At 44.0% G+C, this 26165-nt stretch carries 31 protein-coding genes; 9 read left to right on the top strand and 22 right to left on the bottom strand.

From position 1 onward, the window contains the following. Positions 1-22: 22 nt before the first annotated feature. Positions 23-1180: a galactokinase gene (locus ACTW1R_RS11075; RefSeq protein WP_271813291.1), complete on the bottom strand. Its 1158-nt coding sequence runs from the start codon at positions 1178-1180 to the stop codon at positions 23-25. A gap of 150 nt (positions 1181-1330) precedes the next feature. On the opposite strand from ACTW1R_RS11075, the gene ACTW1R_RS11080 reads away from it, so the two are divergent. Further along, positions 1331-1498: a DUF3042 family protein gene (locus ACTW1R_RS11080; RefSeq protein ID WP_017144401.1), complete on the top strand. Its 168-nt coding sequence runs from the start codon at positions 1331-1333 to the stop codon at positions 1496-1498. Between the two features lie 55 nt (positions 1499-1553). Here the strand turns inward: ACTW1R_RS11080 and ACTW1R_RS11085 are convergent, their stop codons facing one another. From ACTW1R_RS11085 to ACTW1R_RS11125, 9 genes are all read right to left on the bottom strand, one after another. After that, positions 1554-1910, bottom strand: a complete 357-nt coding sequence (locus tag ACTW1R_RS11085; protein WP_010749308.1) for a DUF488 domain-containing protein — start codon at positions 1908-1910, stop codon at positions 1554-1556. Between the two features lie 148 nt (positions 1911-2058). Next, complete coding sequence (locus ACTW1R_RS11090; protein ID WP_005229396.1) at positions 2059-2460, bottom strand: rhodanese-like domain-containing protein; 402 nt, start codon at positions 2458-2460, stop codon at positions 2059-2061. A gap of 83 nt (positions 2461-2543) precedes the next feature. After that, positions 2544-3515 carry an ROK family glucokinase gene (locus ACTW1R_RS11095; RefSeq protein ID WP_005229395.1) on the bottom strand — a complete coding sequence of 324 codons (972 nt, stop codon included), beginning with the start codon at positions 3513-3515 and terminating at the stop codon, positions 2544-2546. Then, positions 3515-3724, bottom strand: a complete 210-nt coding sequence (locus tag ACTW1R_RS11100; protein ID WP_005229394.1) for a YqgQ family protein — start codon at positions 3722-3724, stop codon at positions 3515-3517. The genes ACTW1R_RS11095 and ACTW1R_RS11100 overlap by 1 nt, the downstream gene beginning before the upstream one ends. Positions 3725-3754: 30 nt before the next feature. Continuing rightward, complete coding sequence (locus tag ACTW1R_RS11105; RefSeq protein WP_489927277.1) at positions 3755-4423, bottom strand: rhomboid family intramembrane serine protease; 669 nt, start codon at positions 4421-4423, stop codon at positions 3755-3757. A 12-nt stretch (positions 4424-4435) separates the two neighbouring features. Beyond that, on the bottom strand, positions 4436-4975 hold the full coding sequence (locus ACTW1R_RS11110; protein WP_010749307.1) for a 5-formyltetrahydrofolate cyclo-ligase: 540 nt from the start codon (positions 4973-4975) through the stop codon (positions 4436-4438). 90 nt (positions 4976-5065) lie between these two features. Beyond that, on the bottom strand, positions 5066-6043 hold the full coding sequence (locus tag ACTW1R_RS11115; RefSeq protein WP_087627760.1) for a FecCD family ABC transporter permease: 978 nt from the start codon (positions 6041-6043) through the stop codon (positions 5066-5068). Next, entirely contained in the window at positions 6043-7023 is a 981-nt protein-coding gene (locus tag ACTW1R_RS11120; protein WP_195961135.1) for a FecCD family ABC transporter permease, read from the bottom strand. Before ACTW1R_RS11120 ends, ACTW1R_RS11115 begins: the two co-directional genes overlap by 1 nt. After that, positions 7020-7811, bottom strand: coding sequence for an ABC transporter ATP-binding protein (locus tag ACTW1R_RS11125; protein WP_060792279.1), 792 nt, complete (start codon positions 7809-7811; stop codon positions 7020-7022). Before ACTW1R_RS11125 ends, ACTW1R_RS11120 begins: the two co-directional genes overlap by 4 nt. 202 nt (positions 7812-8013) lie before the next feature. Between ACTW1R_RS11125 and ACTW1R_RS11130 the strand changes: the two genes are divergently transcribed. The 7 genes from ACTW1R_RS11130 to ACTW1R_RS11160 all read left to right on the top strand — a co-directional run bounded on the left by ACTW1R_RS11130 (position 8014) and on the right by ACTW1R_RS11160 (position 13307). Beyond that, on the top strand, positions 8014-8973 hold the full coding sequence (locus ACTW1R_RS11130) for an ABC transporter substrate-binding protein (RefSeq protein ID WP_015510061.1): 960 nt from the start codon (positions 8014-8016) through the stop codon (positions 8971-8973). Between the two features lie 137 nt (positions 8974-9110). Further along, entirely contained in the window at positions 9111-9260 is a 150-nt protein-coding gene (rpmG, locus tag ACTW1R_RS11135; protein ID WP_005229384.1) for a 50S ribosomal protein L33, read from the top strand. A gap of 271 nt (positions 9261-9531) precedes the next feature. Beyond that, positions 9532-9735, top strand: a complete 204-nt coding sequence (locus tag ACTW1R_RS11140) for a hypothetical protein (RefSeq protein WP_195961133.1) — start codon at positions 9532-9534, stop codon at positions 9733-9735. Between the two features lie 642 nt (positions 9736-10377). Further along, positions 10378-10788, top strand: a complete 411-nt coding sequence (gene fosX, locus ACTW1R_RS11145; protein ID WP_005229379.1) for a FosX/FosE/FosI family fosfomycin resistance hydrolase — start codon at positions 10378-10380, stop codon at positions 10786-10788. A gap of 64 nt (positions 10789-10852) precedes the next feature. After that, the gene (locus tag ACTW1R_RS11150; protein WP_271813295.1) at positions 10853-11239 is read left to right on the top strand and encodes a VOC family protein; all 387 of its coding nucleotides are present in this window, start codon (positions 10853-10855) and stop codon (positions 11237-11239) included. Positions 11240-11493: 254 nt separating this feature from the next. Next, positions 11494-12888: a Y-family DNA polymerase gene (locus ACTW1R_RS11155; RefSeq protein ID WP_271813296.1), complete on the top strand. Its 1395-nt coding sequence runs from the start codon at positions 11494-11496 to the stop codon at positions 12886-12888. 143 nt (positions 12889-13031) lie between these two features. Next, entirely contained in the window at positions 13032-13307 is a 276-nt protein-coding gene (locus ACTW1R_RS11160; RefSeq protein WP_005229370.1) for a hypothetical protein, read from the top strand. A gap of 34 nt (positions 13308-13341) precedes the next feature. Here ACTW1R_RS11160 and ACTW1R_RS11165 read toward each other — a convergent pair whose 3' ends face one another. The 4 genes from ACTW1R_RS11165 to ACTW1R_RS11180 form a co-directional block, all read right to left on the bottom strand. Beyond that, positions 13342-13800 (bottom strand): hypothetical protein, encoded by a 459-nt coding sequence (locus ACTW1R_RS11165; RefSeq protein WP_005229368.1) that lies wholly within the window; start codon positions 13798-13800, stop codon positions 13342-13344. A gap of 67 nt (positions 13801-13867) precedes the next feature. After that, positions 13868-14236 carry a thioesterase family protein gene (locus ACTW1R_RS11170; RefSeq protein ID WP_128488667.1) on the bottom strand — a complete coding sequence of 123 codons (369 nt, stop codon included), beginning with the start codon at positions 14234-14236 and terminating at the stop codon, positions 13868-13870. 7 nt (positions 14237-14243) lie between these two features. Then, positions 14244-15458: a CCA tRNA nucleotidyltransferase gene (locus ACTW1R_RS11175; protein WP_128488665.1), complete on the bottom strand. Its 1215-nt coding sequence runs from the start codon at positions 15456-15458 to the stop codon at positions 14244-14246. Beyond that, on the bottom strand, positions 15445-15795 hold the full coding sequence (locus tag ACTW1R_RS11180) for a nucleotide pyrophosphohydrolase (RefSeq protein WP_005231912.1): 351 nt from the start codon (positions 15793-15795) through the stop codon (positions 15445-15447). Before ACTW1R_RS11180 ends, ACTW1R_RS11175 begins: the two co-directional genes overlap by 14 nt. Positions 15796-15932: 137 nt before the next feature. Here ACTW1R_RS11180 and ACTW1R_RS11185 point away from each other — a divergent pair, with 137 nt between their 5' ends. Next, positions 15933-16838 (top strand): YitT family protein, encoded by a 906-nt coding sequence (locus ACTW1R_RS11185; protein WP_010749295.1) that lies wholly within the window; start codon positions 15933-15935, stop codon positions 16836-16838. Positions 16839-16882: 44 nt separating this feature from the next. Here ACTW1R_RS11185 and ACTW1R_RS11190 read toward each other — a convergent pair whose 3' ends face one another. From ACTW1R_RS11190 to ilvD, 8 genes are all read right to left on the bottom strand, one after another. Beyond that, the gene (locus tag ACTW1R_RS11190) at positions 16883-17440 is read right to left on the bottom strand and encodes a YpiB family protein (protein ID WP_005229358.1); all 558 of its coding nucleotides are present in this window, start codon (positions 17438-17440) and stop codon (positions 16883-16885) included. A gap of 9 nt (positions 17441-17449) precedes the next feature. Then, positions 17450-18709, bottom strand: a complete 1260-nt coding sequence (locus ACTW1R_RS11195; protein WP_005229356.1) for a tetratricopeptide repeat protein — start codon at positions 18707-18709, stop codon at positions 17450-17452. After that, on the bottom strand, positions 18710-19759 hold the full coding sequence (locus ACTW1R_RS11200; RefSeq protein WP_005229354.1) for a hypothetical protein: 1050 nt from the start codon (positions 19757-19759) through the stop codon (positions 18710-18712). A 163-nt stretch (positions 19760-19922) separates the two neighbouring features. Continuing rightward, a complete protein-coding gene (gene ilvA / locus ACTW1R_RS11205; RefSeq protein WP_271813300.1) occupies positions 19923-21176 on the bottom strand; it encodes a threonine ammonia-lyase IlvA in 1254 nt (417 codons plus the stop codon). Between the two features lie 11 nt (positions 21177-21187). Then, the gene (gene ilvC, locus ACTW1R_RS11210) at positions 21188-22177 is read right to left on the bottom strand and encodes a ketol-acid reductoisomerase (protein ID WP_128488661.1); all 990 of its coding nucleotides are present in this window, start codon (positions 22175-22177) and stop codon (positions 21188-21190) included. 50 nt (positions 22178-22227) lie between these two features. Then, entirely contained in the window at positions 22228-22704 is a 477-nt protein-coding gene (gene ilvN / locus ACTW1R_RS11215; RefSeq protein ID WP_005229349.1) for an acetolactate synthase small subunit, read from the bottom strand. Between the two features lie 4 nt (positions 22705-22708). Continuing rightward, positions 22709-24409, bottom strand: a complete 1701-nt coding sequence (ilvB, locus tag ACTW1R_RS11220; protein WP_128488659.1) for a biosynthetic-type acetolactate synthase large subunit — start codon at positions 24407-24409, stop codon at positions 22709-22711. Positions 24410-24411: 2 nt separating this feature from the next. After that, on the bottom strand, positions 24412-26100 hold the full coding sequence (gene ilvD / locus ACTW1R_RS11225; protein ID WP_015510070.1) for a dihydroxy-acid dehydratase: 1689 nt from the start codon (positions 26098-26100) through the stop codon (positions 24412-24414). Between the last annotated feature and the right edge of the window lie 65 nt (positions 26101-26165).

Raw genomic sequence — 26165 nt, forward strand, 5'->3', positions numbered from 1 at the left:
CATTCCTTCATCGTTTCTTATTCTACAGTTTTCGTGCACCATCATCAATACTTGCTTGATAAATGTCGGTTGCGTAGCCGATTCCTGCTAAATAGGCTGCTCTGACTGACGCTTCGAAATCAGACCATTCACTTGCTTTGACCAATGCGATCCCGCAACCGCCAAAGCCCGCACCAGTCATCCGCGCACCTAGAACAGCAGGGTGCGCTTGAGCGGCTGCGACTAGTGTATCTAGTTCATGCCCTGTCACTTCATAATCATCTCGCAATGAGGCATGGGAGGCATTTAATAACTGGCCGAATTCTTCAAGATCACCAGCAGTCAAAGCAGCTTTTGCTTTCAATGTCCGTTGGTTTTCCGTCACCGCATGTTTCGCCCGTTTGATCAAGCGTGGATCATCGATCAATGCTGTATTTGCAAAAAAGGTTGCTTCGTCTAATGCGCCCAATGAATCAATGGCTAATGATTTTTGCAAACGAGCCAATGCTTCTTCACATTCTGCACGTCGTTCATTGTATTTAGAATCAGCCAATTCGCGTCGCTTATTGGTATTCATGATCGCTACGACATAATCGCCAAATGCCGCTGGTACGACTTCATAATTTAACGTGTTCGTATCTAAAAGCAGTGCATGGTCTTTTTGACCCATTCCGATCGCAAATTGATCCATGATCCCTGAGTTAACGCCAATAAACTCATTTTCGACTTTTTTGCCGATTTTAACTAAGTCCAAGGTCGTCAGGGTTAAATCAAAGAGATCTTTTAGACAAACCCCCGTCAGCAATTCAATCGATGCCGAAGAAGAAAGACCTGCGCCATTCGGAATGTTGCCATAAAAAGCGATGTCAAAGCCGCGATTGATCACTTGCCCCGCTTCTTTTAGGAAACGAACGACTCCTTTCGGATAGTTTGTCCAATCATCTTCTTTTCGGTAATCCAGCTCATCTAACGAAAAGGAGATCACGCCTTTTTCTGGAAAGTTCTCTGAATAGAGTTGGATCAACTGGTCTTCACGTTTTCGCGCTACTGCATACGTCCCTAATGTGATCGCCGCCGGGAAAACATAACCGCCATTGTAATCCGTGTGTTCACCGATCAAGTTGATTCTCCCTGGTGCAAAATACATGCCTGTGCCTTCTGTTCCAAATTTATCAATAAATATCTGTTGCAATTGCTCCATTTCTCTCACTCCCACTTTCTTTTTAGTAAACTTATTGTAAAATATTTACTAAATTATTTCAAGCGTTTTCAATCCCAAAAGTGATTTTTTTTGATATTTTTTCCGTTTTCATTCATAATGAACCTATAACTAAAGGCGAGGTGTTTAATGATGAAACGATTTCTTTCAGGATTTTTAGTAGGAACAGTCGCAACGGTTGCTGCAGCTGCAAGTGTTGTTATGACGGTCAAGAAACAAGTGATTGATCCAATTGATGAACAACAAGCGGATCATGATGAAAAACGGAAACGTGCGATGCGTAAAAGCGTTGCCCGTTAATCATTTGCTACAAAAGAGCCGTCAGCCTTCAATAGGCTGGCGGCTCTTTTAGGTATCATTCTTCCTTCTCCAGTAAGTCCTGCAAAATCACGGCTTGATTTTGTTCTTCATTTTTCGCTCCGTATAGTAAGGTCACGGTCTCTTGTTCAGCAACCAACGCGTTTAACTGTGCCAAGGCATCTTTAGCGGGCGCTTTCTCTAATTCTTGTAGATAGCGGTCTTTAAACGCATCAAAACGTTCAGGATCATGCCCAAACCATTTGCGCAATTCAGTACTTGGTGCGACTGCTTTGAGCCATAGATCGATCTGAGCTGTTTCCTTTTTCATCCCTCTAGGCCAGATGCGATCCACCAATACCCGATAGCCATCTGTCGTTTCCGCCGCTTCATAAATTCTTTTTCGCTTGATCAACGCACACTCTCCTTATTGATAGACCTAAGTTCAAATAAAGGCAAAAGCCCACAATGTAAATTGAACAATGACTTACTTGAAACACTCCGTTTGGTGTTTCGTCACTCATTCAAATTTGCTTGTGTTCTTTTGCCTTGAGTTCTCTGTTTTATAAACTATTTTTCTTTTTCGTCTTGCCGCTCCAGCCTTCATATCCTTCTTTTAGGATATAGACATTGGTAAAGCCTTCTTTACGTAATTTATTCGCTGCGCGAATACTCAACGATTTACGCGTGTCATATAAGTAGATCGGTTGATCTTTACGAAATGCGCTGAAGGAATTGGTTAAAACAGTAAAGGGAATATTACGCGCTCCTAAAATATGTCCACTGTCAAACTCATTTTTTTCCCGAACATCGATCACTTGGGCTTTCTTCATTCCTGCTTTGAATTCATCTTCTGAGATGATCGTTGCTGAACGGCGTCCCATGATTTGAAAATACGCCCAGTTCAAAGCGATTGCTAAGATGATTAATCCCAAAACCAAGTTTAGCCACATAATTGGTGTCATTTCTTCTATTCCTCTCTATTGTAACAATCATTCTTTTTTTGATTTATGCTGCTTGAATGTATCATTGCCTAGCAGCTTGGCATCTAAGCTTTTGCTGCAAATTGCAAAGCTAATGATGCTGCCCCGATCACACCGGCATCATTCCCAAGTTCTGCCAATTTGATTTCGGTACTTTCCGTTACCTGTGGGAAGGTAAACTGAGCAAAGTAGGCAGCAACCCGTTCACGTAAAAATTCACCGGCTGCTGATACGCCTCCACCTAAAACGATACTTGATGGATTTAATGTGTTTCCTAAATTTCCGCATGCCAACCCAAGGTAGAAGCACACTTTATCAACGACCATCAAGCCAAATGGATCGTTTGCTTGAGCCGCTTCAAAAATATCTTTACTTGAAACATCTTCCCCATTGTCCAGCTGCTGTTTCAATGCCGAATCGCCAGCATATTCTTCTGCCAACTGTCGAGCAACTCGCACAACACCCGTCGCACTAGAAACCGTTTCTAAACAACCACGTTTGCCGCAAGTACATTCAAACCCTTCAGGATCAACAGTGATATGACCGATTTCTCCAGCACAACCCGCAACCCCATGAAGCAATTGCCCTTCCATGATGATACCACCGCCAACACCTGTACCTAGTGTGATAAAGATGACATCAGGATTGTTATCCCCTGCCCCTTTCCAGCGCTCACCTAAAGCTGCTACATTGGCATCGTTATCGATGGCAAAGGGGATTTTTGTGCCTTTTTCAATCAGTTCTTTGACTGGCTGAAGTGTTTTCCAGTTCAGATTGTAGGCACCGATGACGGTTCCTTTGTCACGATCGACACTTCCTGGTGTCCCCATACCAATACCGATAAATGCTTCTGGCTGTAAGCCATATAATTCTAGGCGATGATTGATCGATGCCACGATTTCTGGCACGATATGTGAGCCTTCATCAAGAATATTGGTGTCAATACTCCATTTTTGCTGAATCTCGCCTTCGCTCGTTAAAATAGCGAATTTCACCGTTGTTCCGCCTAAATCAATTCCGATGATTTTTTTGTCCATCACTTGTTTTCCTCCCGGCTTTCTTCAATTCGATGCTCCCGCGTAAGAATTCGCCGGGCAGTCAGATATACATCCCGATCTATCAAGCGACTGTCATAAAAGTTTTTCAGCTCGATTTGCATCAGTTCTATATCGTAGATCCGCTTGCCGACATATACGTAAACACCAAATTGTTTCAGTAATTGTTGTACGTCATATAACGTTTCCATTTAACCACTTCCTGCTTATTATACAAGTAATTAATATTTTTTAAAACCATATATCACAAAAATAGCCAATAAGAAAACAAAGAGTACGCCAGAGAGGATTCTGGTGTGGATCGAATATTTTCCATAGTTCTTTGGCAATGCCAAAAGATTCCCTAACAATAACCCACCGAGGATCCCCCCAATGTGTCCCCACATATCGATCGTTTGATCAAACACCCCAAAAACCAGGTTCAATCCAACGAATAGGGCAAATTGCCGTACCATTGCTTGGATGCGGTAATCATTTCTAAAATGCCAACCTAAAATCAAAAATGCCCCGAAAAGTCCGAATAAAGAAGTACTCGCGCCTGCTGATTGAACCCCTATTTGGTTGAAGGCAAAACTCATGGTATTGCCCATGATGCCGCTTAGCAAATACAAGGTAAAAAAACGGCTATGACCATAGATGGCTTCTACTTGCTGCCCCATATAATACAGAATCACAGAATTGATCGCAAAATGAGCCAAACCGAAATGTAGAAAGATCGGGGTAACGAAACGCCAATATTCATTTAAATAAACGACAAACGGACCAAACATCACCCCGCCTGATTGAATAGAGGGACTAAAATAACCTAAGATAAACACAATTGTTTGGATAGCTAAAAACAGATACGTGAAGACCGGCTGATTCAGCCATCTTTTCATTTGAGAATTCATTGACATGCTCCTTTACGTGCGAATAAGAGAATCCGTATAGATTTTATCGATTGGGATGTCGAATACATCTGGTGTCCATTGATCGTTGAATTGCTCTCCGAAGACCAAAGAAACGGTCTTGCCATCGAAAGCTGACAAGAAACGATCATAATAGCCACCGCCAAAGCCGATGCGATAGCCGTTTTTAGAAAACGCCAAACCGGGAACAATCAGCAAATCCAAGTGATGGGCTTCTTGCTCACTGATCGGCTCTTCAACTCCAAATGCCGACGCTTCATAACGCGTTGTCGGCTCCACATGATAAAACTGCAATTTTTTCTGTTGTGCTTTCGGCACTGCGATTCGTTTGTTTTGTTCAAATCCTTTAGCAAAAATAGCCGCTGTATCAAATTCAAATGGCAACGAACGGATCACACCTACTGACTCAGCTGTTTGCCAAATCTGAGAAGAAAACAGCAACTGCAAAATCAGCGTTTCTTTCTGCTGCTTTTGTTTGATTGGCATTTGTTTTAATGTTTGGATCATGTGCTCTCTAATGACTGGTTTTTCCATTGGATCACTCCTCTCAGAAATAGTACCAAAAACTGTGTCCAAATAGCAAACTAGAATCGCATTTTTCTTGACAAGATCATGACTAGTTGCTCATCCTTCTTTACGTCGGATCAGCAAAAAGACAAAGTATGGTGCCCCTACGATAGAAATGATGATACCAGCTGGGATCTCGCCGCTTGTCAATAGCAAACGACCGATCGTATCACTGACTAAGACTAGCAGACTGCCGATCATTCCCGCTAAGAAAAAGGCACTGCGAGATTCTCTGCCGATGAGTCCCTTAGCGATATGAGGCGCCAATAAACCCACAAAGGCTAAATTACCAGTATAGCCAACCGTACTGGCAGCTAAACCAACCGCGATCACTAAAAACCACGTCCGCAAACGGGTCAAAGAAACCCCTAAGCTAATTGCCTGCTCCTCGCCAAAGCCAAGTAAGTTAAGCCTTGGTACGGTCCAGAAAGCTGCGGCAGACAATACGATGACCCAAGGAAGCAGACTGGTGATTTGCTGCCAAGAAGTTCCCCAAATCGAACCAGAAAGCCACGCTGTTACAAAGCGATAGCGGTCTTTTGATAATTCCACCGTAAAGAGTAAGGTAGCCGCCGCCAGCCCTGCATTGACGGCGATTCCCGCCAGCAGTACTCGCTCCATCGATAACAATTGGCGGTGCTTATAGGCAATCAAATAGACCAGTACAGCAGCTAATAAACCACCGATGATCCCAACGACAGGCAAAAGCTGAGATCCTTGGGTATAAAAACCTAAGTAGATCATCACAAAGAGCCCTGCCCCATTGTTGATTCCTACGATACTTGCATCAGCCAACTCATTTCTCGTTACTCCTTGCAAGACAAACCCAGAAAAACCAAAGGCACCACCAGCGATCAGCGCTAGACAAGCCCGTGGTAGTCGAAACTCAGTAAAAGTCAGTACTTGACTCGAAGATGCCGTTCCTTGAAAGATTGCCCCTAATGCCTGAAAGGATAAAATTGTTTTTCCCACCATGACACTTCCTAAAAAAGCGACCATCAGCAGTAGGAAAAAAACAGAGAGTGTTTTTTTCATCAGCCTTCCCTCCGTATCTTGATCAATAGAAAAGGCACACCAATCAATGCCATCAGTATCCCAAAGGGTGTCTCAAAGGGCGGATTGATCAGGCGGCCAGCCAGATCAGCGGCCATCACCAGTGTTCCCCCTCCAAGGATCGTCAAAGGCAAAATCAGTTGATAGTTTTTGCCCACCATTCCCCGCACGACATGAGGAACCATTAAGCCGACAAAACTGACCGGTCCAACAAGCGAAACTGCCATTCCCGCCAAAACTACGACTAACAGTAAGGCAGATGCCCGAATCAGATGCGGGTGCTTGCCTAATGAAATGACGGTGTCATCTCCTAGCGCTAACAGATTCAACGCTTTTCCTAGACGTAGCACAAAAACGATGGCAATCAGATAGATGGGGCCCACAAAACGCAGCTGCTGCCAAGTCACATTTGCGGCACCACCGATAAACCAAAAGGCTAGCTCTTGATTTAAATCAAATTGCAGTGACAGGGTCTGACTGATGGCTGAGAAAAAAGAACTTAGTGCCACACCAGCCAAAATCAAACCTGTAGGTGACATACCCAATTTGGCATAGCGAGTCAATAAAAAAAGCAGCGCAGTTGCCGCAAAGGCACCAAAAAACGAAAATAGCGCCGCTTGACTCGGTTGAATACTAGGAAATAGGATAAATGCGATCGCTAATCCCATCGCAGCCCCACTGTTGACACCTAAAAGACCGCCATCTGCCAGAGCGTTTTTCGTAATTCCCTGCATGATAGCACCCGTAACAGCAAAACAACTTCCTACTAGAAAAGCAGCCAACACACGGGGCAATCGAATATTGCGCAAGACTTGATGCAGCTGATTCTCATAGTCAAAAGCAAAAATAGCATGCCAGATCGTTTCAAAGGAAAGGTCTGCAGCGCCTTGGGTGATCGCCAAAAAGAAACAGATAATAAAGCAGCAGCTAAAAAGCAGCAGCAACCAAGAAAACTTTTTCATGCTTGGGCTCCTAACTCATAGGTCAAGACCAATGGCTTTGTGCTATTAGGAAAGGTTCCTAACATGGCGTCGATCTCAAACAAACGCTGCAGCCACTCTTTGGTCAGCACTGTTTCTGGTGTACCAGAGACCAACAGTTCTCCACCTTTTAATGCATAAATATAATCAGAAAAACGTGAGGCATGATTCAGGTCATGAATCGACATAATGATCGTTTTTCCGTAGGTTTTATTGATTTGCTGTAATAAGAGCAAAATTTCTAATTGATGCGCTGGATCTAAAAAGGTCGTTGGTTCATCTAAAATCACGATATCCGTATCTTGCGCCAGTGCCATGGCGATCCAAACGCGCTGTTTTTGTCCCCCTGACAGCGTGCTGATCGTTTCATCTGCTAGTGCCGTCAAACCCGTTGCCTGCAAAGACCATTCGATCGCCGCAAGATCTTGTTCCGATAAACTATTTAGTCCTTTTTGATAGGGAAAACGACCATAAGAAACAATTTCGCGAATCGTCAAGCCAATCGATGAATCGCTAACTTGTGAGAGCAGCGCAATCTTTTTCGCCACTTCTTTGGTTTTGATGTTTTGCAGGTTTTGTGCATCTAAGAGAACCTCACCAGACAATGGCTGTAAAATTCGGGCAAGTGCCTTTAAAAACGTCGATTTCCCACTGCCGTTCGGACCGATTAAGCCGATGATTTTCCCTTCTGGCATCTCAATTGTTAGATTTTGCACAATTTTTTGTTTTTGATAGCCGACACTCAAGTCAACTGTTCGTAATTTCGCCATATTCGTCCCCAAAATAAATGATTGATAATGCTTATCAATTATGAATGTAATCCTACTATTCGTCAATAGTTCTAAAAAAAGGAAATAAAAAAATAAGATTGACAAAGGCGCATTTCTTCGTGATAATAGCTATCAGCAAATGAGAACTATTCTCAATTAAAACAATAAGTGCTCAACATGTAACAAAGGAGGAAGTGTTTCTATGAAACAATGGTCAAAAAGAAGTACTTGGCTTACCCTGCTAGCTGCCTGCTCCCTTACCCTACTGGGTGCTTGCAGCACGAATAATGACTCAACGGATAGCAGTGGATCAGCCACTACTTCTTCAGAAATAGCAACAACCTTTACCGATGCGATGGGAAATGAAGTCACTGTTCCCGAAAACCCACAGCGGGTGATTGGTAGTTATTTGGAAGATTATTTGGTCGCTTTAGGGGTAACACCGGTTGCTCAATGGACCGTCGGCAATGACAGTGATCAAGCATACTTGCAAGACAAACTGGCGGAGGTTCCAAGGATCAACTACGATCTGCCCTTTGAAGATGTCTTGAGCTTTGAGCCAGACCTGCTTCTGATGGATAGCAATTCCATGGTGGAAGGCGACAAATATGATCAATACAGTAAAATCGCGCCGACCTATGTGGTCACAAATGGCGAGGACGTGACTTGGCGGGAACGTCTGACAGATATCGCAAAGGTGTTACACAAAGAAGAGCAAGCTGCCCAAGTAGAAGCTGATTATGATGACTTAGTCGCTGCTACCAAGGAAACGTACGCTGATCAAATCCAAGGCAAGTCGATCGCTGTTTTATGGGTGGTCAATAACTCTGTCTTCATGGTTTCAGAAACAAAATCAAGCGGTCAGCTGCTGTATCACGAACTCGGGTTCGAAGTTCCCGCACTGGTTTCGGAAATCAGTGAAAGTGCCACTGCTGATTGGTCTGCCGTTTCTCTGGAAAAATTAGCAGAATTGGATGCCGATTACCTGATTTTAGTGAATAGTGATAAAGGCGCTGATTTTTTCAGTGAACAAGTCTGGCAAAATCTTGATGCAGTCAAAAACAATCATTTATGGGAATTCGGCCCTGAATCAAGCTGGCTCTACAACGGTCCGATCGCCTACACCAAAATGATCGAAGATATCCAGAGCAAATTGGACTAATGCGTTTCAAGAAATTCGTCAAGTAAAACTACTTAACAAATTTCAGGAAAAAGCTAGCATTCCCTCACGAAACATGCTATTATATTTTAGTCTGAGAGATTTCTTAGAGGATTCTTGTATCGTTAGGGGGGAAAATCATGCGCGTAAACATCACATTAGAGTGCACTTCTTGTAAAGAACGCAACTACTTATCCAACAAAAACAAACGTAACAATCCTGATCGTTTGGAAAAGAAAAAATATTGCCCACGTGAAAGAAAAGTTACTTTACACCGCGAAACAAAATAATGCTATTTAAGAAGTTCGCAAACGCTGATAACCAAGGCGTTTGCGAACTTCTTTTTTTGTAAAAACTAGCTTTGAGGTGATGGTTTTGAATGGAACTCCCCTTCTATTAGCCCTTGTTCTTTCAAACTTAGATAGTAATTGCATCGTCTCCTTGATTACTCTTTGTTTTAGCTGCTTCTTGACTTCTCTTCTTTGGACTTTTAAGCCAATTCTTTGTAAAGTCACAAAAATAAATTTTAATGTATAATGTATAGAAAAAAGGAGAAATTAAATGTTTAACAAAGAAGGAAAAGAGTTTCGTTGCAACCATTGCAAAAAAGTGATCGACACAGGGGAAGTTGTTTGGACAAAATGGCCGTTTCCGCCGAAAGCTTCTGCTTACCAACTAAAACCCAGAAAAGAATTAGCACTGATAAACGCGCCGATCCTTTGCCTAAATTGCTCAGAAAAGCTTCGCCTGGAACACCTCGAGTAACTATTCTTTTCATCGTTTTATTGTCTCTCTTTGTCCATCATAAAAAAGAGCAGGCAGTAGCCAAATTCACTTAGTGAATGTATTGCTGCTTTTTTGAATAAGCATCAGGAGAACGCATGAGCAGCAACAAAGATTTCAGGGGCGATTAAGCGGCAGCTTTATTTTCCGAAATTTTTTGCAGTATCTCTCCCGCGATTATGCGCGAGATGATTTTGGCAATAACCATAATATGAAGCCGCTCTCTCCCGTTGCCATCTTTTCTGTATACTTTGATCTCCGATCGACCCTTTCATGCTATACTGCCTATAGGAGGTGAACCCATGCTTGGCAATTTTACGTATCTACCTAGTAACTATCGTCTGTTTTATGGCGCTTTTCTTTTTGCTCTTATTGGAAATATGCTTTTCATTTTCATCAAACACCCTGCTTGGACCTTTAGCCTACCGACGGTGATTGTCCTCTTCTTAATAAATGTCTTCTTTTGGACAAAATACACGAAGAAACTTATTCCTTGCGTAACAGATGCACTGTTTTATGTTCTGCTCTTCCTCTTGGTATTTCACAATCACTAACATAATGCTTCTTTTGATACTGATTGTTTCTCTTTCCCCTATTTCGTCATAACAAAGGAGTGTTGATGCGATGGAGATTTCCCATATCACGTTGATCGTACAGAATTTAGCAAAGACGACAACGATGCTGGAAACATTGTTTGATGCAGAGGAAGTTTATGATAGTCAGGACCAGGCCCATTCTTACTTCCCAGAAAAATTCTTTTTGATCGATGGCTTATGGCTTGCTGTTATGGAGGATGCCTCCCAGAAGTTGCCAAAAACGTATAACCATATTGCCTTTAAAATCGATCAAGCTCAAATCGATTCCTTGATTACGCGCATCCAAGGACTAGGATTGAAGATCGAAAAAGATCGTTCCCGCAGCAAAGGCGAAGGTGCTTCTATTTATTTTTATGACGATGACAACCATTTATTTGAATTGCATACTGGTACGTTGGCTGAACGGTTGCACCATTACCGTCTGACAAAAACGAGGTGATCTTCATTGCTAGCAACTGCATTGACTGTTATGTAAAGAACGCCCACATGAAAGGAAGAAAACAATGAAACTAGATATGGTCGGTATTATCACAAAAAACATGGAACAGGCACTGGCTTTTTATCAAGTACTTGGCTTCACGCCATTAGGTCAGCACTCAGAAGATTATATGGAATTAGCAAACGACGGGGTTCGCATCTCCTTGAATAGCCGCCAGATGGTTGCTGGGATCTACGGACATGCACCAATGACTGTGGGTGATACGATTGAATTAGCCTTTTTATGTGATTCTCCTGAAGAAGTTGATGCCCTTCATGCAAAAGTCGTTGCTGCCGAGTATCAGTCTTTCAAAGAACCTTGGTCTGCCTTTTGGGGGCAACGCTATGCCATTGTCAAAGATATAGACGGCAATCTCTTAAGTTTGTTTGCAACCCTACCTGCCGAAAATTGATTTAAGCTACGACAGTCGGTCCAATGGAGCGGCTGTTTTTTTATCCGTTTTTCGGGTAAAAAGACAAAACCCCGTATGTATGTCCAATCGAATTCTGATAATCTGAAATGAATGTATTCCTTATAAACCAACGTTTCCCATCATTATAAAACAAAAATAACTTCTCTATAAAAAAACAAATCCCCCTCATCCGCTCCTGTTCGCTTGACAAAAAAGAACAAACGTTCGTATAATTTCGGTAAGGAGTGATAAAAATGGGTGGTTTTAATTATGCGCTCGAGCCAAAACGCGATATCTTATTTATCGATGTCAAAAGTTTTTATGCTTCTGTCGAATGCATCTCTCGCGGATTAGATCCTATCCAAGCGATGCTGGTCGTCATGTCACATTCTGACAATACTGGTAACGGCTTAGTCTTAGCAGCTTCCCCAAAGGCAAAATCGGTATTGGGGATTTCAAATGTGACTCGCAATGACAACCTGCCGACACATCCCGATTTGTACAAAGCATCGCCGCGTATGAGTTTTTATATCAAAGAAAACACCAAAGTCAATAATGTCTTTCGCAAATATGTTGGACAAGACGACTTGCTGCTCTATTCGATCGACGAAACGATGATGGATCTGACCCGTACACTGGATCTTTTCATTCCCGATAAAACGATCTCTCGCGAAGAAAAACGTTGGTTGATTGCCCAGCAAATTCAAAAAGACATTTACGAAACAACGAAATTGTATGTCACCATCGGCATTGGCGATAATCCATTGTTAGCAAAACTGGCTTTAGATAACGAATCGAAACACAATCGTTCCTTGATCGCTGAATGGACCTATGACGATGTACCGACAAAAGTTTGGCAGATCGCCCCTATGACAGAGTTCTGGGGGATCGGTCGGCGTACAGAAAAACGACTTCACATGATGGGGATTGAAACGATCGAGCAATTGGCTCACGCCAGTCCTGATCTTTTACGCAGTCGCATGGGGATCATTGGCGAGCAGCTCTATCATCACGCCCATGGCATTGATCGCACGATTTTATCTGAACCGACACCACAAGTGATGGAAAAAAGCTACGGCAATAGCCAAGTCCTACATCGCAATTATTATTTACAAGAAGAAATCGAGATCGTCATCAAGGAAATGGCGGAGCAAGTTGCCGCTCGGATTCGCCGTCATCATTGTCAGACCGCTTGTATCAATGTTTACATCGGCGTAGCCTTTGGTGAAACTGCCTCTGGTTTTTCCCGACAAATGAAGATCCCGCCAACTGACAATACTCGCAAACTTGTGGCTCATTGCCTGTTTCTCTTTCGAAAATTTTATACGGGGCAAGTCGTTCGCCACATTGGTATTACCTATTCAAAATTGGTTTATACAGAAAATGTCCAGCTGGATCTTTTTGAGCAAGCAGAAACGCAGTTGCGCCAGCGTAAATTAGATTTGATCATCGATAAGATTCGTGAGAAATATGGCTTCACTTCGATCGTTCATGCCACAAGCCGAATGGAAGGCGCTCGCGCCATTGCTCGCAGCAAATTAGTCGGCGGACATGCCGGTGGTCTAGATGGGATCGCTAATATAGGACCCGTCCATCAGCAAAAGGAAAAAGAATCGTTTGCTGATGGTTCGAAAAATACTGGCACTTGATTCGTTTTTCTTTCCTTTTTGCTGACAAATCTTAAGATAACATTAACAAACGGTCCATTTTTTAAAGATTTATGTAATTTCGATTCGCCCACCTCCCCCTTTGTTCTTTTCTAAGGTACTTTAATAGCAAGGAGTGTGAGCAGATGAAAATTGACAAAATCGAATACAAACGAGTCATCAACGGTGCGGGACACCTTGAGTACGATTTGCTGCAATATTTAGAAAAGAATCGGGCGACTGCTGCACAAAACCTGAAACAGTCTGAGATCGATTACCTTTTAGAAAAAGATATTCAGCATCGTATCATCCAACATGCGCGTAAGAGTTTCTTTGGCGATACGATCGTTTTAAAAGATGAATATGCCGAAGATTATCTTTTATTAAAAAAGTATACGGATATGTTCCAAGAATCATTCTAAAAAAAACGCAGAACCAGCTGGTTCTGCGTTTTTTTTATTCTTCGAAATGTTCTTTATAAACATCATCGACTGTCTGGTTCGGGTCGATCACGATATAAAGGCTCTTCGTTTTCTCACTGATTTTTGTTGATTGGTATACGTTATCCAATCCTTCCGTATCTTTGTCCTTATATGGGAAATACACAAGATCCGGTGTACCGTTACGGTAAAGAATTTCCATCCGTTCGATATCTTCATATTTCAACGCACGGGCAAACATCCCTAATTCAAGCCCACCTAAGTTGATGTCATGCGTTGCCACATGATCGCCTTCTTGGAAGATTTCAATTTTGAACCCAGCACATGGATGAATCTCAACAAATTCGCTTCCGTGGATGCGGCCAAAACTGGTCGTGATTTGTTTGATCCACAAGTCACCGATGTAACGGCGCTCAATCGTCCATGTTTCTCCATTACGGAAATAAAATTTTAAAGCTTTCATTTCTCTAGCCATGACAAAACGCTCCTTTTTATTAGTAATACACTTTAATTCTAACACATAGTCGCCATCGGGACACAAATTAACTTTGTTTTTCGTTGACTTTTTTCATGAACCGAGAGATTTCCACTGCTGCTCGTTGATGCGTCCCAGTGGCAATGATCTGTTGTTTCGCGTCTATTACCTGATAATGAAATTGGAGCCCCTGTTCTTTTTCCCACTGCACAAGAACTGTGATCGTCGCTCCAACTGGTGAAGGTTTCAAATGATTGATCGAAAACTTTGTACCGACGGTAGTAAACCCTTTATCTAAAGTAGGCTCAAGGGCTTCCCAACAGGTGTTTTCCACCATTGCTACCAATCGCGGGGTTGCTAAAACGTCTAATCCTCCAGAACCCAAAACAGCCGCAGTGTCTTGCTGTCCCACGATAAATTCTTTTTTGCTTTCCATTCTTCAGTTATCCCTCCTTTGCTAAATACGCTTGGACAAACGCTAATAGTGCTTCTTTTTCATTAGGGATTTTTCGTGTGATGACTGCAGCTTCGGCAGCGGTCAAGACTTCTTTGAGCCACGGACCAGAAGAACGATCGATCGTTTGCAGTAAATCACGTCCATTGATCGCCAACTCCTTCAGTGAATGGATCGGCAGCTGCTGATAGCGCTGACTGATTTTTGCTGGATCGTTGGGCTGATTGTCATAACGCAATAATCCTTCGGCTAAACAGGTTGCTTCTAGACCGAACTGATACAACACTAGGTCATTCCATTCGCCGTTTCGACGCGCGAGCAGTGCTTGATAAGCCGTGTGTACTTGGCGGATGCAGTCATTGGAACATTTCCAAGCTTTTAAAAAGCTGCGGACTGCCTCTGTCGCTAAACCCATTTGGTCAATGAGCAAAACCCAGGCCGCCGTTTCGTTTTCTAATGGGATCGCTGGCAGGTCTGCCATCCGCAGTAACGCCTCACCGTATTCCCGCAAGCCTGGGCAATAGATATAGCATTCGGTTTCTACTAGCGCCCGTAGTGCTTGGTTCCGATGATTGCCTAACAGCAATTTCACGAATTCAATCATGATCCGTTCAACAGAGATTTTTCCCAACAAGGCATGATTCGCATGGATAGCAGCCAATGTTTCTGTTTCTAAAACAAAGCCCAATTGACTGACAAAACGCAGCCCCCGCATCATTCGTAGGGCGTCCTCATGGAAACGTTCCTGGGGGTGACCCACTGCTCGTAAGATTTGATTATCGATATCTGCCAGACCATCGAAAAGATCAATGATGACACCATCTTCTTGAAGTGCCAACGCATTGATGGTAAAGTCCCGCCGTTTTAGATCTTCTTTCAGGGAACGGACAAAATCCACTTTGTCGGGTCTGCGGTAATCTTGATAGGCTGCTTCCGTTCGAAACGTAGTGATCTCATACTGCGCCTGCTCCCACAAAACCAACACCGTCCCATGCTCGATGCCAATGTCAATGGTTCGAGGAAAAAGCGCCTTGATTTCGGCTGGAAATGCACTGGTAGCAATATCGACATCATGAATCGGCTGGCCTAAGATCGTGTCTCGCACGCTGCCGCCGACAAAGTATGCTTCATAGCCTGCGGCTTCGATTTTTTTTAAAAGCGGTGCAGCTTCTGCAAATTCTTTTGGTAGTTTAGTCAGTTTCATTTACTTTCCCATCTTTTCTTTCAAAACGATACGCATCCCGCTGATTGAATTTTGCCATATTTTCCTCAAACACTTCAGTCAGGTCGATGTCTAGTGAATTGGCCATGATCATCGTCACAAAGAGTACATCACCGAGCTCTTCTGCCACTGTTTTTTCAACTTCATCGCTTTTTTTATTTTTTTCCCCGTAATAGTGATTCACTTCTCGCGCCAATTCGCCGACTTCTTCGGTCAAACGAGCCATTTGGGCGAGGGGGCTGAAATAGCCAGTTTTGAATTGCTGAATATACGCATCGACTTCTTCTTGCATCGATGCCAAAGAACGTTTTTCTGTCATTTTCTCCACCCTTTCTCGTTTATCTTACCAAAAGAATGGCTGCCTGCCTAGATAGAGCCCCCTTCAGGATTTGTTGTGCATTCAATGATTTCGTGCTACATTGATACTTGTGGAAGTTGAATAACGGAGGAAACAGGATGCGGGCATTTTTTTCATGGCGAACGATTCGCGATATTGTTTTGATTATTTTTGGTACAAGTATCTATGGCTTCGGTCTAGTCTATCTAAATATCCCAAATGACTTAGCAGAAGGCGGTGTGACGGGGATCACCTTGATCCTGCGAGCCTTATGGGGAATCAATCCTGCCATCAGTACACTGATCTTAAATATTCCGATCATTTTGATCGGTGGCAAAATTCTTGGTCGACGCTCATTAGTGTATACGATTTTAGGAACTTTTGGTTTGTCTTTTTGGTTGGCATTTTGGCAGAGTGTTCCCCTGTTGATCGATCTGCAGCACGATCTGCTGATCGTTGCGCTCTTGGCTGGTTTGATTGCAGGGATCGGTAGTGGGATCGTCTACAAGGTCGGGGGAACGACTGGCGGAGTCGATGTATTGGCACGTATTTTAGAGAAAAACTTTGGGGTGACGATCGGTCGTTCGCTTTTGATCTTTGATGTGTTCGTCCTGTTGCTTTCTTTGACTTATATAGATTTGAACCGCATGATGTATACCTTGATTTTTTCTTATGTCTTCACGCGCGTGATCGATTCGATCCTAGATGGCGGCTATTCAGCCAAAGGGATCTTAGTGATCAGCAATCACAGCGAAGAGATGGCTCCTGTTTTAATGGATGAATTAGAACGAGGCGTCACGTTTTTACAGGGCGAAGGGGCTTACTCAAGAGTGTCGAAACAAATCATTTATATGGTGGTCAGCGGGCGGGAGATTTCTGAAGTCAAGCGCATCGTTCATGACTTTGATCCGCAAGCGTTTGTTTCTGTCATCAATGTCCATGAAGTCGAAGGTGAAGGCTTTACCTACTTAAGACCTAAGTCGCGGTTCTTACAGCGCAAAACCGCTGTTTCTAAAACAAAATAAAGACTGAAAAAAGCAGCCCCGGTTAAAGGGCTGCTTTTTGCTTGTTAACGGCTTTCTTCTTTTTGCTGGAGCAAGTGTCGATTTACTTCATCCGAAAGTTCTAAGAAGGCATCACGATCCCCATTTTCCAAGGCTAGATCGATTTGCCGATACAAGGTATCGATTTTGGTTTTTGTTTCTTCTTTTTCAAGATACTGGGTAACATGTTGGGTCATTTCTTGATCCAAGTGGTCGTTCCAACGTTCATAAGGATTGTCTTCTAAAACTGCTAAATAAAAGGATTGCGACCAAGAATCTGGGAAGAGACATTCAAGATACAAGGGTTGTTTCCAATTCATGCGAATCTCATGAAAAATCTGATCAATGTCATAAAAGGTCTGCCCTTCGATGCTCAAGACAAACGGTTCGCCCCCAATTTCTGTACTGCGGACACTCAAGCCCCGTTTGGCTGCGGCTGCCCCTTCTACAAAATGAACATTGGTCAAGATCGCTTCATGGTTCGCCAGATAGTTTAACACCCAAGAGACTTCTCGGCGGCTGAAGGAAACGGTCGAAACTAACCAATTAAGAAACTTTTTCTTTTCTTGTACATTGATGTTCATTTCTCTCACCTATCTTTCTAATAAGTCCTCCACGATCGACTGTACTTCTAAATCACCTGGCTCATGCGCCAAATAATGTTGCAGCAAATGAAGTGCTTCAGGTAAACGCCCTTCTTCACGTAAGAAAATGCCATATTCTTTCATAAATGCTGGCTCATGGTGCAAATCAGCATTGGCTTCTTCGTAATAGTTTGCTGCTTTGTCAAAATCTTCCAGCGCATTATACGCTTGCGCCAAATTCCAAAGGGCATGCGGCTGTTCATTGTCTTCCATTCGTTCGATGGTCAAGATCGCTTCTTGCCAACGCTCTTCATTCAAGTATAAATTACTTAAGGTCAGTAACGTATCATCTTCTTTGTCACCAGTCTCCAATGCTTTTAGTAAAAATGATTCTGCTGCTTCACTGTCATGAAGTCGGTAAGCATTCTCGGCAGCAAAATGATAGAAATCCACTTGATATGGATCTTCATGAATCCCTTCTTCGATCACACGCTGCGCTTCTTCCAGCTGCTCTTCTTCTTGCAATGCTTCTGCAAGATAAAGATACAAGGCGCGGTATTGCGGATTCATGACCCGCAACTGCTGCAAGTAGCGAATCGCTTGTTCATTTTCTTTTAGCTGCAAATAGACTAAAGCTGTTTGAAAAAGACGCTCATCGGTCTGTTCGTCTTCTAGGCTTGCTTCAAAATATTCCAATGCCTCTTCAAACTTTCCCGCCATACTCAATGATGTACCAGTCCGTTCAACGATCGAGATCCCCGAAATATCCGTGATTTCTTCTTCCAGCAATCCTTGATAAAGGTCAACGGCTTCTTGATAGCGATCAGTCGAAAAGGCTAACTCAGCTAATGCAAACCGTATCAAAGGTTCATCTGGCACAATGCTTTGCGCTTCTTTTAGTTTGGCTTCACTAACTTCAGGGATACCGATCAATTGGTAAAGATCCGCACTCAATAGTAAGGCTTGCAAATACGCTTCACTGGTCGGTGGTATTTGATCAATATAGGCAAAAGCCGTTTCGATCTGGTCTTCTTCCATCGCAATTTCTGCTAAAGGAAGCAGCAAAGCTTCATTATCAGGATGTCGTTGCTGCAAGGTTTCAAATAACGTTTTCGCCTCTTCCAAAAAGCCGATCTGCAATAGTTCATCACCTAAAGCGCCTAAAGTTTCATCATCATCTTTTTGCAGAGCTTCGGTAAAATTTAATTGTGCTTCAGCCAGTTCTTCCGCGGCTAATGCTTTTAACATTTTTTCACTATATGTTTCCATTTAAACCCCTCGAATCTCATTGATTAATCGCTGATAAGTCTCCATCGTCTGGACGAGATCTTTTTCCTCGATTTTTGTTCTGCCCCCTATTGTACCAACTTTTGCCAAAAATAACAGTTTTTTTTCTTTTTGCTGCAATTCCAGTACATGACTGAAATATTCGCTTAATGAAAAAGACTCGGGCAATTCGATGGGAAAGCCTAATCGGGCAAGCCATTGGCAGAACACGGGCAGATCGACAGTCAATTGCTGCTGCTGGACGGTCCACATAAAATGAAACAAAAAGCCAAAGAATAATTTCATCGCATCAGACAGCAAGTGCCCATTTTCCGTTCGATAAGCAGCATCGGCAAAGAGTTGGCCAAACTCCTCCAATTCGCTGCCTGATTGCTGGTATAGTTGGATCAACCGATCGGTATACGCAGCCAACGAATGTCTCATCAACGCCTGATGACTGGGATAGGTTCGATAAAGCTCTTTTAAAAACTCACTATCGGCAAGCACGCCACAACGAATCAGAGTCAAAAAATCGACCAATTTCCCATCGATCTGTTTTTCTGCGATCGTCTGATCGTAAATAACAAATTCGGGTGTATTAGGATTTTCCAGCATCGGGATATCTGGCTTTTTCACAACGATCGCTGTTTCTTTCACACTTTTAGCTAAAGCCCGCAAGGAAACGGGAATCAGCCAAAGCTGTGTCGTCAGAACCGACGTCGCGTGGATAAAACTGCTCAATGCCAACACGCCTTCATTCCCAAAACCGACGATCAACAGCGGCTCTTGTTTTGAAAAGCGACCGAAGAAATCCATTGCAGCTTTAAACTCGCTAAAGTTGTTGCAATACATTTGATTGGTACAAATATACCAATTGACCTCTCGTGGCAAAAACAGGCGGGTCAATTTTTCTGAAAAGCGGTCATAATAGCGCTGATTCGTCAAAATGATCACCTGCTGCGGCTCGATCGACTGTTCTCTCATGACCGATGCTAGTGTTTCACCATAAGAAATTTGGGTTTCTTGTTCATTTCGGAAAAAAACAGCTTCCATCGGCTCACTCCTTTGCTACTACTTCCTATTATAACAAGAAGCCGCTTAAACACCTACTAAATCGCTAATGATTAGGAAGTATTTTCCTGTGATTGGTTCAATGATCCGATAAAAAGCAAAAAACATGATTTCCTCTTCTTCCAAAGGAAAATCATGTTTTTTCTTAAACCAAAAGTGAGTAGAGTGATTGATTTTGCTGAAGGTTGATATAGTTTTGGTCAAACTGTTCAATTCGTGACAGTAATGCGGGGAGATCTTTTTTGTGTTTCAACAAGATTCCCAGCATTACTGGTCCTGTTCCACGATTGATTTTTTTTGTATATTCAAACCTAGTGATATCATCATCGGGACCTAATACATGGCTAACAAATTCCTTCAACGCACCGGGACGTTGTGGGAAATTGACGATAAAATAATGTTTCAATCCTTGATAGATCAGTGATTTCTCTTCGATCTCTGCCATACGGGAACTATCATTGTTACCACCACTCACAATACAGACGACTGTTTTGCCTTTGATTTGCTCTTTGATCAGATCCAAAGCTGCCACACTCAAGGCACCAGCTGGTTCAGCGACGATCGCTTGCTTGCTGTACAATTCCAGAATCGTTTGACAGATTGCGCCTTCTTCCACAGCTACCAATTGATCCACGTAGCGTTTGGCATGGGCATAGGTTTGAGCTCCGACTTGTTTGACCGCTGCACCATCCACAAAGGTTTCAATATGCTCCAGTGCCACTGGTCCTTGATGATCAAAGGCGGCTTGCATCGAGGCTGCCCCTACAGGTTCTGCTCCAACAACTTTTATCTTCGGTTGCTTTTCTTTCAAATAGGCTGCGGTTCCGCTGATCAAGCCGCCCCCGCCAATCGCTGCCACGACCAGATCGATCGTTACTTGTTTTTTTTCAGCATCCGCCAGCATCTCCACAGCAACGGTTCCTTGTCCTGCGATAATATTAGGATCGTCAAAGGGAGCAATGAAGGCCATTTGCTGTTCTTTTGCAAAGTGTTTAGCCGCTTGGGCTGCCGCATCAAACGTATCTCCCACCAATTCGATTTTGACATAGTCTTCACCGAAAAAGAGGACTTGCGCGATTTTTTGCTGTGGCGTCGTTGTCGGCATGAAAATAACCGCTCGGATCTGCTGTTCTTGACAGGTATAAGCAACACCTTGCGCATGGTTTCCGGCACTGGCACAGACGACGCCACGACGAGTCAGTTCAAGATCTGCCTGGGTGATCGCATAGTAGGCACCGCGTAATTTGAAGGAGCGGACTTTTTGCAAGTCCTCTCGCTTCAACAAGACCGTCGCTTGATACTTCTCAGATAAAAAGCGATCATACTGCAGCGGCGTATGACTAACTGCTCCCCGCAGTCGCTCGTAGGCTTGTTCGATTGCAGAAACTGTCACCAACAAACGCGTCCCTCCTAATCTTTCGCAACAAACGGCATCATTTTCCGTAACTCGCTGCCGACTTTTTCAATTTGATGATTGCCGTTTTCCTCACGCATTTTATGGAATTCAGGGAAGCCGTTTTGATTGTCTTCAATGAATCCTTTCGCAAATTGGCCGTTTTGGATGTCTGTCAATACGGCTTTCATGTTTTCTTTGGCTTGTGCAGTGATCACCCGAGCACCAGAAACGTAGTCACCATACTCAGCCGTATTCGAGATCGAATGGCGCATTTTTTTGAAGCCTCCTTCATAAATCAAGTCAACGATCAGTTTCAATTCATGACAAACTTCAAAATAAGCCAATTCCGGTTGGTACCCCGCTTCTACCAATGTTTCAAAGCCCGCTTCGATCATACTGGTCAAACCGCCACAAAGTACGGCTTGCTCACCGAAAAGATCGGTTTCGGTCTCTTCTTTAAAGGTCGTTTCCAAAACGCCGACCCGTGTGGCACCAATGCCTTTTGCATAGGATAAAGCCGTTGCTTGTGCGTTACCAGTCGCATCTTGATAAACTGCAAACAAGGCTGGTACCGCAAACCCTTCGGTAAAGGTTCGACGCACCAAATGACCTGGTCCTTTTGGCGCAACTAGAAAAACATCCACCTCTTTTGGTGGCGCGATCACATCAAAATGAATATTGAAACCATGAGCAAATGCTAATGCATTGCCCGCAGAAAGATTCGGTTCGATCTCTTTTTTATACAACGATCCTTGGATCTCATCGGGTGCCAAGATCATGACTACATCCGCTTTTTGAACGGCTTCGGCTACTGGGAAAACCTCAAATCCATCGTTTCTTGCGGCTTCCGCTGATTTTCCTTCACGAATGCCGATAAAGACTTCATGACCTGTGTCCCGTAAATTTTGCGCATGAGCGTGCCCTTGAGAGCCGTAGCCGACGATCGCAATCTTCTTGTCTCCTAAATTATCTGTAACTTCCTCGTTGTAATATACTTTTACCATACTTGTTTCCTCCGAATTCTTTCTTTATTTTAAGCAATTCAAAATTGCACTTACCCTCTTGTAAAGCCAGTGACACCCGTCCGTGCCAATTGTTTGATGCCGTATGGACGTAAAACCTCGATGCACGCTTCTACCTTTTTCGTATCGCCAGCAACTTGCACAACGATTGTTTTTAGTGCCACATCGACAATGTGTGCTCGAAATGGATCGATCACTGCTTGGATCTCCGAACGGCTTGTGGTTGGCGCATTGACTTTGATCAGCACCAGCTCCCGTTCGATATGAGGAACTTCTGTAATATCAGAAACCTTCAAGACATCGATCTGCTTGTTCAGATGCTTAGTCACTTGTTCTGTTTCTGCCAAATCGTTCACGTTGACAATGATCGTCATACGTGAAAACTCTGGTCGTTCTGTCGTACCGACAGAGATACTCTCGATATTGACTTGACGACGGTTCAAGACACTCGTGATACGGCTCAAAACACCTGCTTCATTATGGACGATTGCTGCTAATACCCGTTTCATCCTCTTAGACCCCCATCATTTCATGATTGGCTTTCCCCGGTGGGATCATCGGCAGCACATGCTCAGATGGCGAGACCATTACTTCGATCAGCTGCGGCCCTGCTTGAGAAAAAGCTGCTGCCAATTGATCAACCAGTTGCTCTGGGGCATCGATCCGACAGCCTTCAATGCCATAAGCCTGTGCCAGTTTGACAAAATCAGGCTGCTGCGCAAAAACGGAGGCAGAGCGCCGCTTGCCATGGAATGTTTCTTGCCATTGGCGAACCATTCCTAAAGAGCAGTTGTTCAATAACACAAATTTGACATTCAAGCCATACTCATTCAAAATCGCAAATTCTTGGTTCGTCATTTGAAATCCACCATCGCCAACGAACACCACGACCATTTTTTCTGGATGAGCAAATTGAACGCCGATTCCTGCAGGGATGCCATAGCCCATCGTCCCTAGTCCGCCACTGGTGATCAATTGTTTGGGAAAGTGAAAAGGATAATACTGCGCGACCCACATTTGATGCTGACCAACATCGGTGATGACGTAAGCCTCTCCTTTGGTCAAACGCCCTACTTCTTCGATGACTTTTTGAGGTTTGATCTCTTGTGTCTGAGTGCGATCATAGCGATAAGGTTTTTCCTTTTTCCGTTTTTGGCATAGATCCAACCAAGTCGTCCAGGTTCCTCTTGTTGGTGGGTACCGCAGCATTTGCTGCAAAGCAGCCTTGGCATCGCCGACGATTGGGATCTTTGTCGTTACGATCTTGCCGATCTCCACTGGGTCAATATCGATATGAGCAACGATCGCCTGCTTGCCGAACTGACTGCCGGCCGTTGCTAGGCGATCATCGAAGCGAGAGCCGATATTGATAATCAAATCGGCTTCTGATAAAGCCATGTTCGCCGCATAGGTGCCATGCATACCGCCCATGCCTAAGAAAAATTGATGATCACTTGGCAGTAAGCCTAAGCCAAGCAACGTTGTCACTGTCGGCAACTTGTACTTGGCAATAAATGCATTTAGTTCAGCTGCAGCTTCGGCAGCGATCACGCCTGCACCCGCCAGTACCACTGGTCGCTGAGCTTTTTCCAAGACTTGCATCAGTTTTTCGATTTGCAGACGGGATGGCTCTGCCGTCGGCTGATAACTTTTCCTTGTGATCGGCAATGAGCAGGTTTCAGCGGTTTCTTGTAATGTAATATCTTTCGGAAGGTCGATGACAACCGGTCCTTTTCGCCCTGTGGAAGCGATATGGAAGGCTTCAGCGATCACTTTTGGCAGCTCATCGACACAGCGGACTTGGTAGTTGTGCTTCGTGATCGGCAACGTGATACCCAGAATATCCGCCTCTTGGAAGGCATCTTTGCCAATTCCTGGTACCGCCACTTGTCCCGTGATAACTACCAATGGTACGGAATCACTCATAGCATCGGCAATGCCCGTGACGACATTTGTAGCACCTGGTCCGCTCGTCACTAAAACGACCCCAACATTGCCAGTAGCTTTGGCATAGCCTTCAGCGGCGTGGATCGCGCCTTGCTCGTGACGCGTCAAAATATTCGGAATCGCTGCATCATATAATTGATCATATAACGGCAGGACGGCGCCGCCCGGATAGCCAAAGATCATTTCGACGCCTTGCTCTTGTAAGCTGTCCACTAATACTTGTGCGCCAGTCCTTAGATGCGATGCTTGATACTCGATATTTTCCATTGCTACTCCTCCTCATCAGGTACTCGCATAATCCCGCCCGTATTGGCAGAAGTCACTAAAGCGGTATAACGTGCAAGCCATCCTTTTTTCACTTTTGAACGAAACTTCGGTCGTTCTTGCGCACGCTGGGCAAGCTCTTCATCGGATACTTGCAGATTCAGCGTTCGATTTGGTAAATCGATAATGATTTCATCGCCATCGTTGACAAGGCCTAATGGACCCCCTGCAGCGGCTTCTGGCGAAATATGGCCAACGGCGATTCCTCGGGTCGCTCCTGAAAAGCGACCATCGGTGATCAAGGCGACATCTTTGCCTAACCCACGTCCAACGATGCTTGAGGTAGGCGCCAACATTTCTGGCATACCTGGTCCTCCTTTTGGTCCCTCATAGCGGATCACTACAACATGTCCTTTTTGTACGGTATGATTGTCGATGGCAGCAACTGCTTCATCATGTGAATCAAAACAGATCGCTTTGCCTTTGAACACTTGGACACTTGGATCGACCCCACCGACCTTGATGACACTGCCTTCTGGGGCGATATTACCGTACAAGATCGATAGACCACCCACAGGACTATACGGGTTTTCTTTGGGATGAATAACTTCTTCGTTGTGGATCTTCGCTTCAGCGACATTTTCGCGTAACGTCTTGCCTGTGACAGTCGGTCGATCAGGATGAATCGCTCCCTCGATATCACAAAGCTCCCTTATGATTGCCGAAACGCCGCCAGCTTCATGAACATCGTGCATCGAATAGGCTGATGATGGCGCGATTTTTGAGAGATAAGGCACTCTTTTAGCGATTTCATTGACCCGTCTTAAGTCATAATCTATCTCAGCTTCATTGGCGATCGCTAAGGTATGCAACACTGTGTTGGTGGAACCCCCCATCGCCATGTCTAAAGCGAAGGCATCATCAATAGCTTCTTTGGTCACGATGTCTCGAGGTTTCACTTGTTTTTCAACAAGATCCATCAACTTAAAGGCGGCTTGTCTAACTAGTTCTCGTCGTTCTTCAGATACGGCAAGAATCGTACCATTGCCTGGCATTGCCAATCCTAAGATCTCTAAGAGACAGTTCATTGAATTGGCAGTAAACATCCCTGCACAGGAACCGCAAGTCGGACAGGCATTTTGCTCCATAAATTCAAAGTCTTCTTTCGTCATGTTGCCAGTCTTGTAAGTCCCCACGGCTTCAAACATGGAAGACAAGGTTATCTGGTGGCCCCGTGGATCAATACCGGCTTTCATCGGACCGCCAGAACAAAAGATCCCCGGTACGTTCGTCCGCATCGCTGCTAAAATCATGCCAGGAGTGATCTTGTCGCAATTCGGGATATAAAATACGCCGTCAAACCAGTGAGCATTGATCACGGTTTCTGCGGAATCAGCGATCAATTCTCGGCTGGGTAGCGAATAACGCATGCCAATATGACCCATCGCAATGCCATCATCCACACCGATCGTATTGAACTCAAAAGGGATGCCGCCAGCTTCACGAATCGCTTCCTTAGCGATATCTGCTAACTCCCGTAAATGCACATGTCCAGGCACAATATCGATATAGGAATTACATATCGCAATAAATGGCTTGTTCATGTCATGGATATTTTTTACTTGTCCTGTGGCATAGAGCAGACTCCTAGCTGGCGCTGCATCGATCCCTTTTTTAATCTGATCACTTCTCACACTCATCATCTCCTGCATTTTGGAATAAAAAAAAGCATCCCGGTTATAAAAAACTGGGATGCTTT

The organism is Enterococcus sp. R12 (assembly GCF_058135755.1).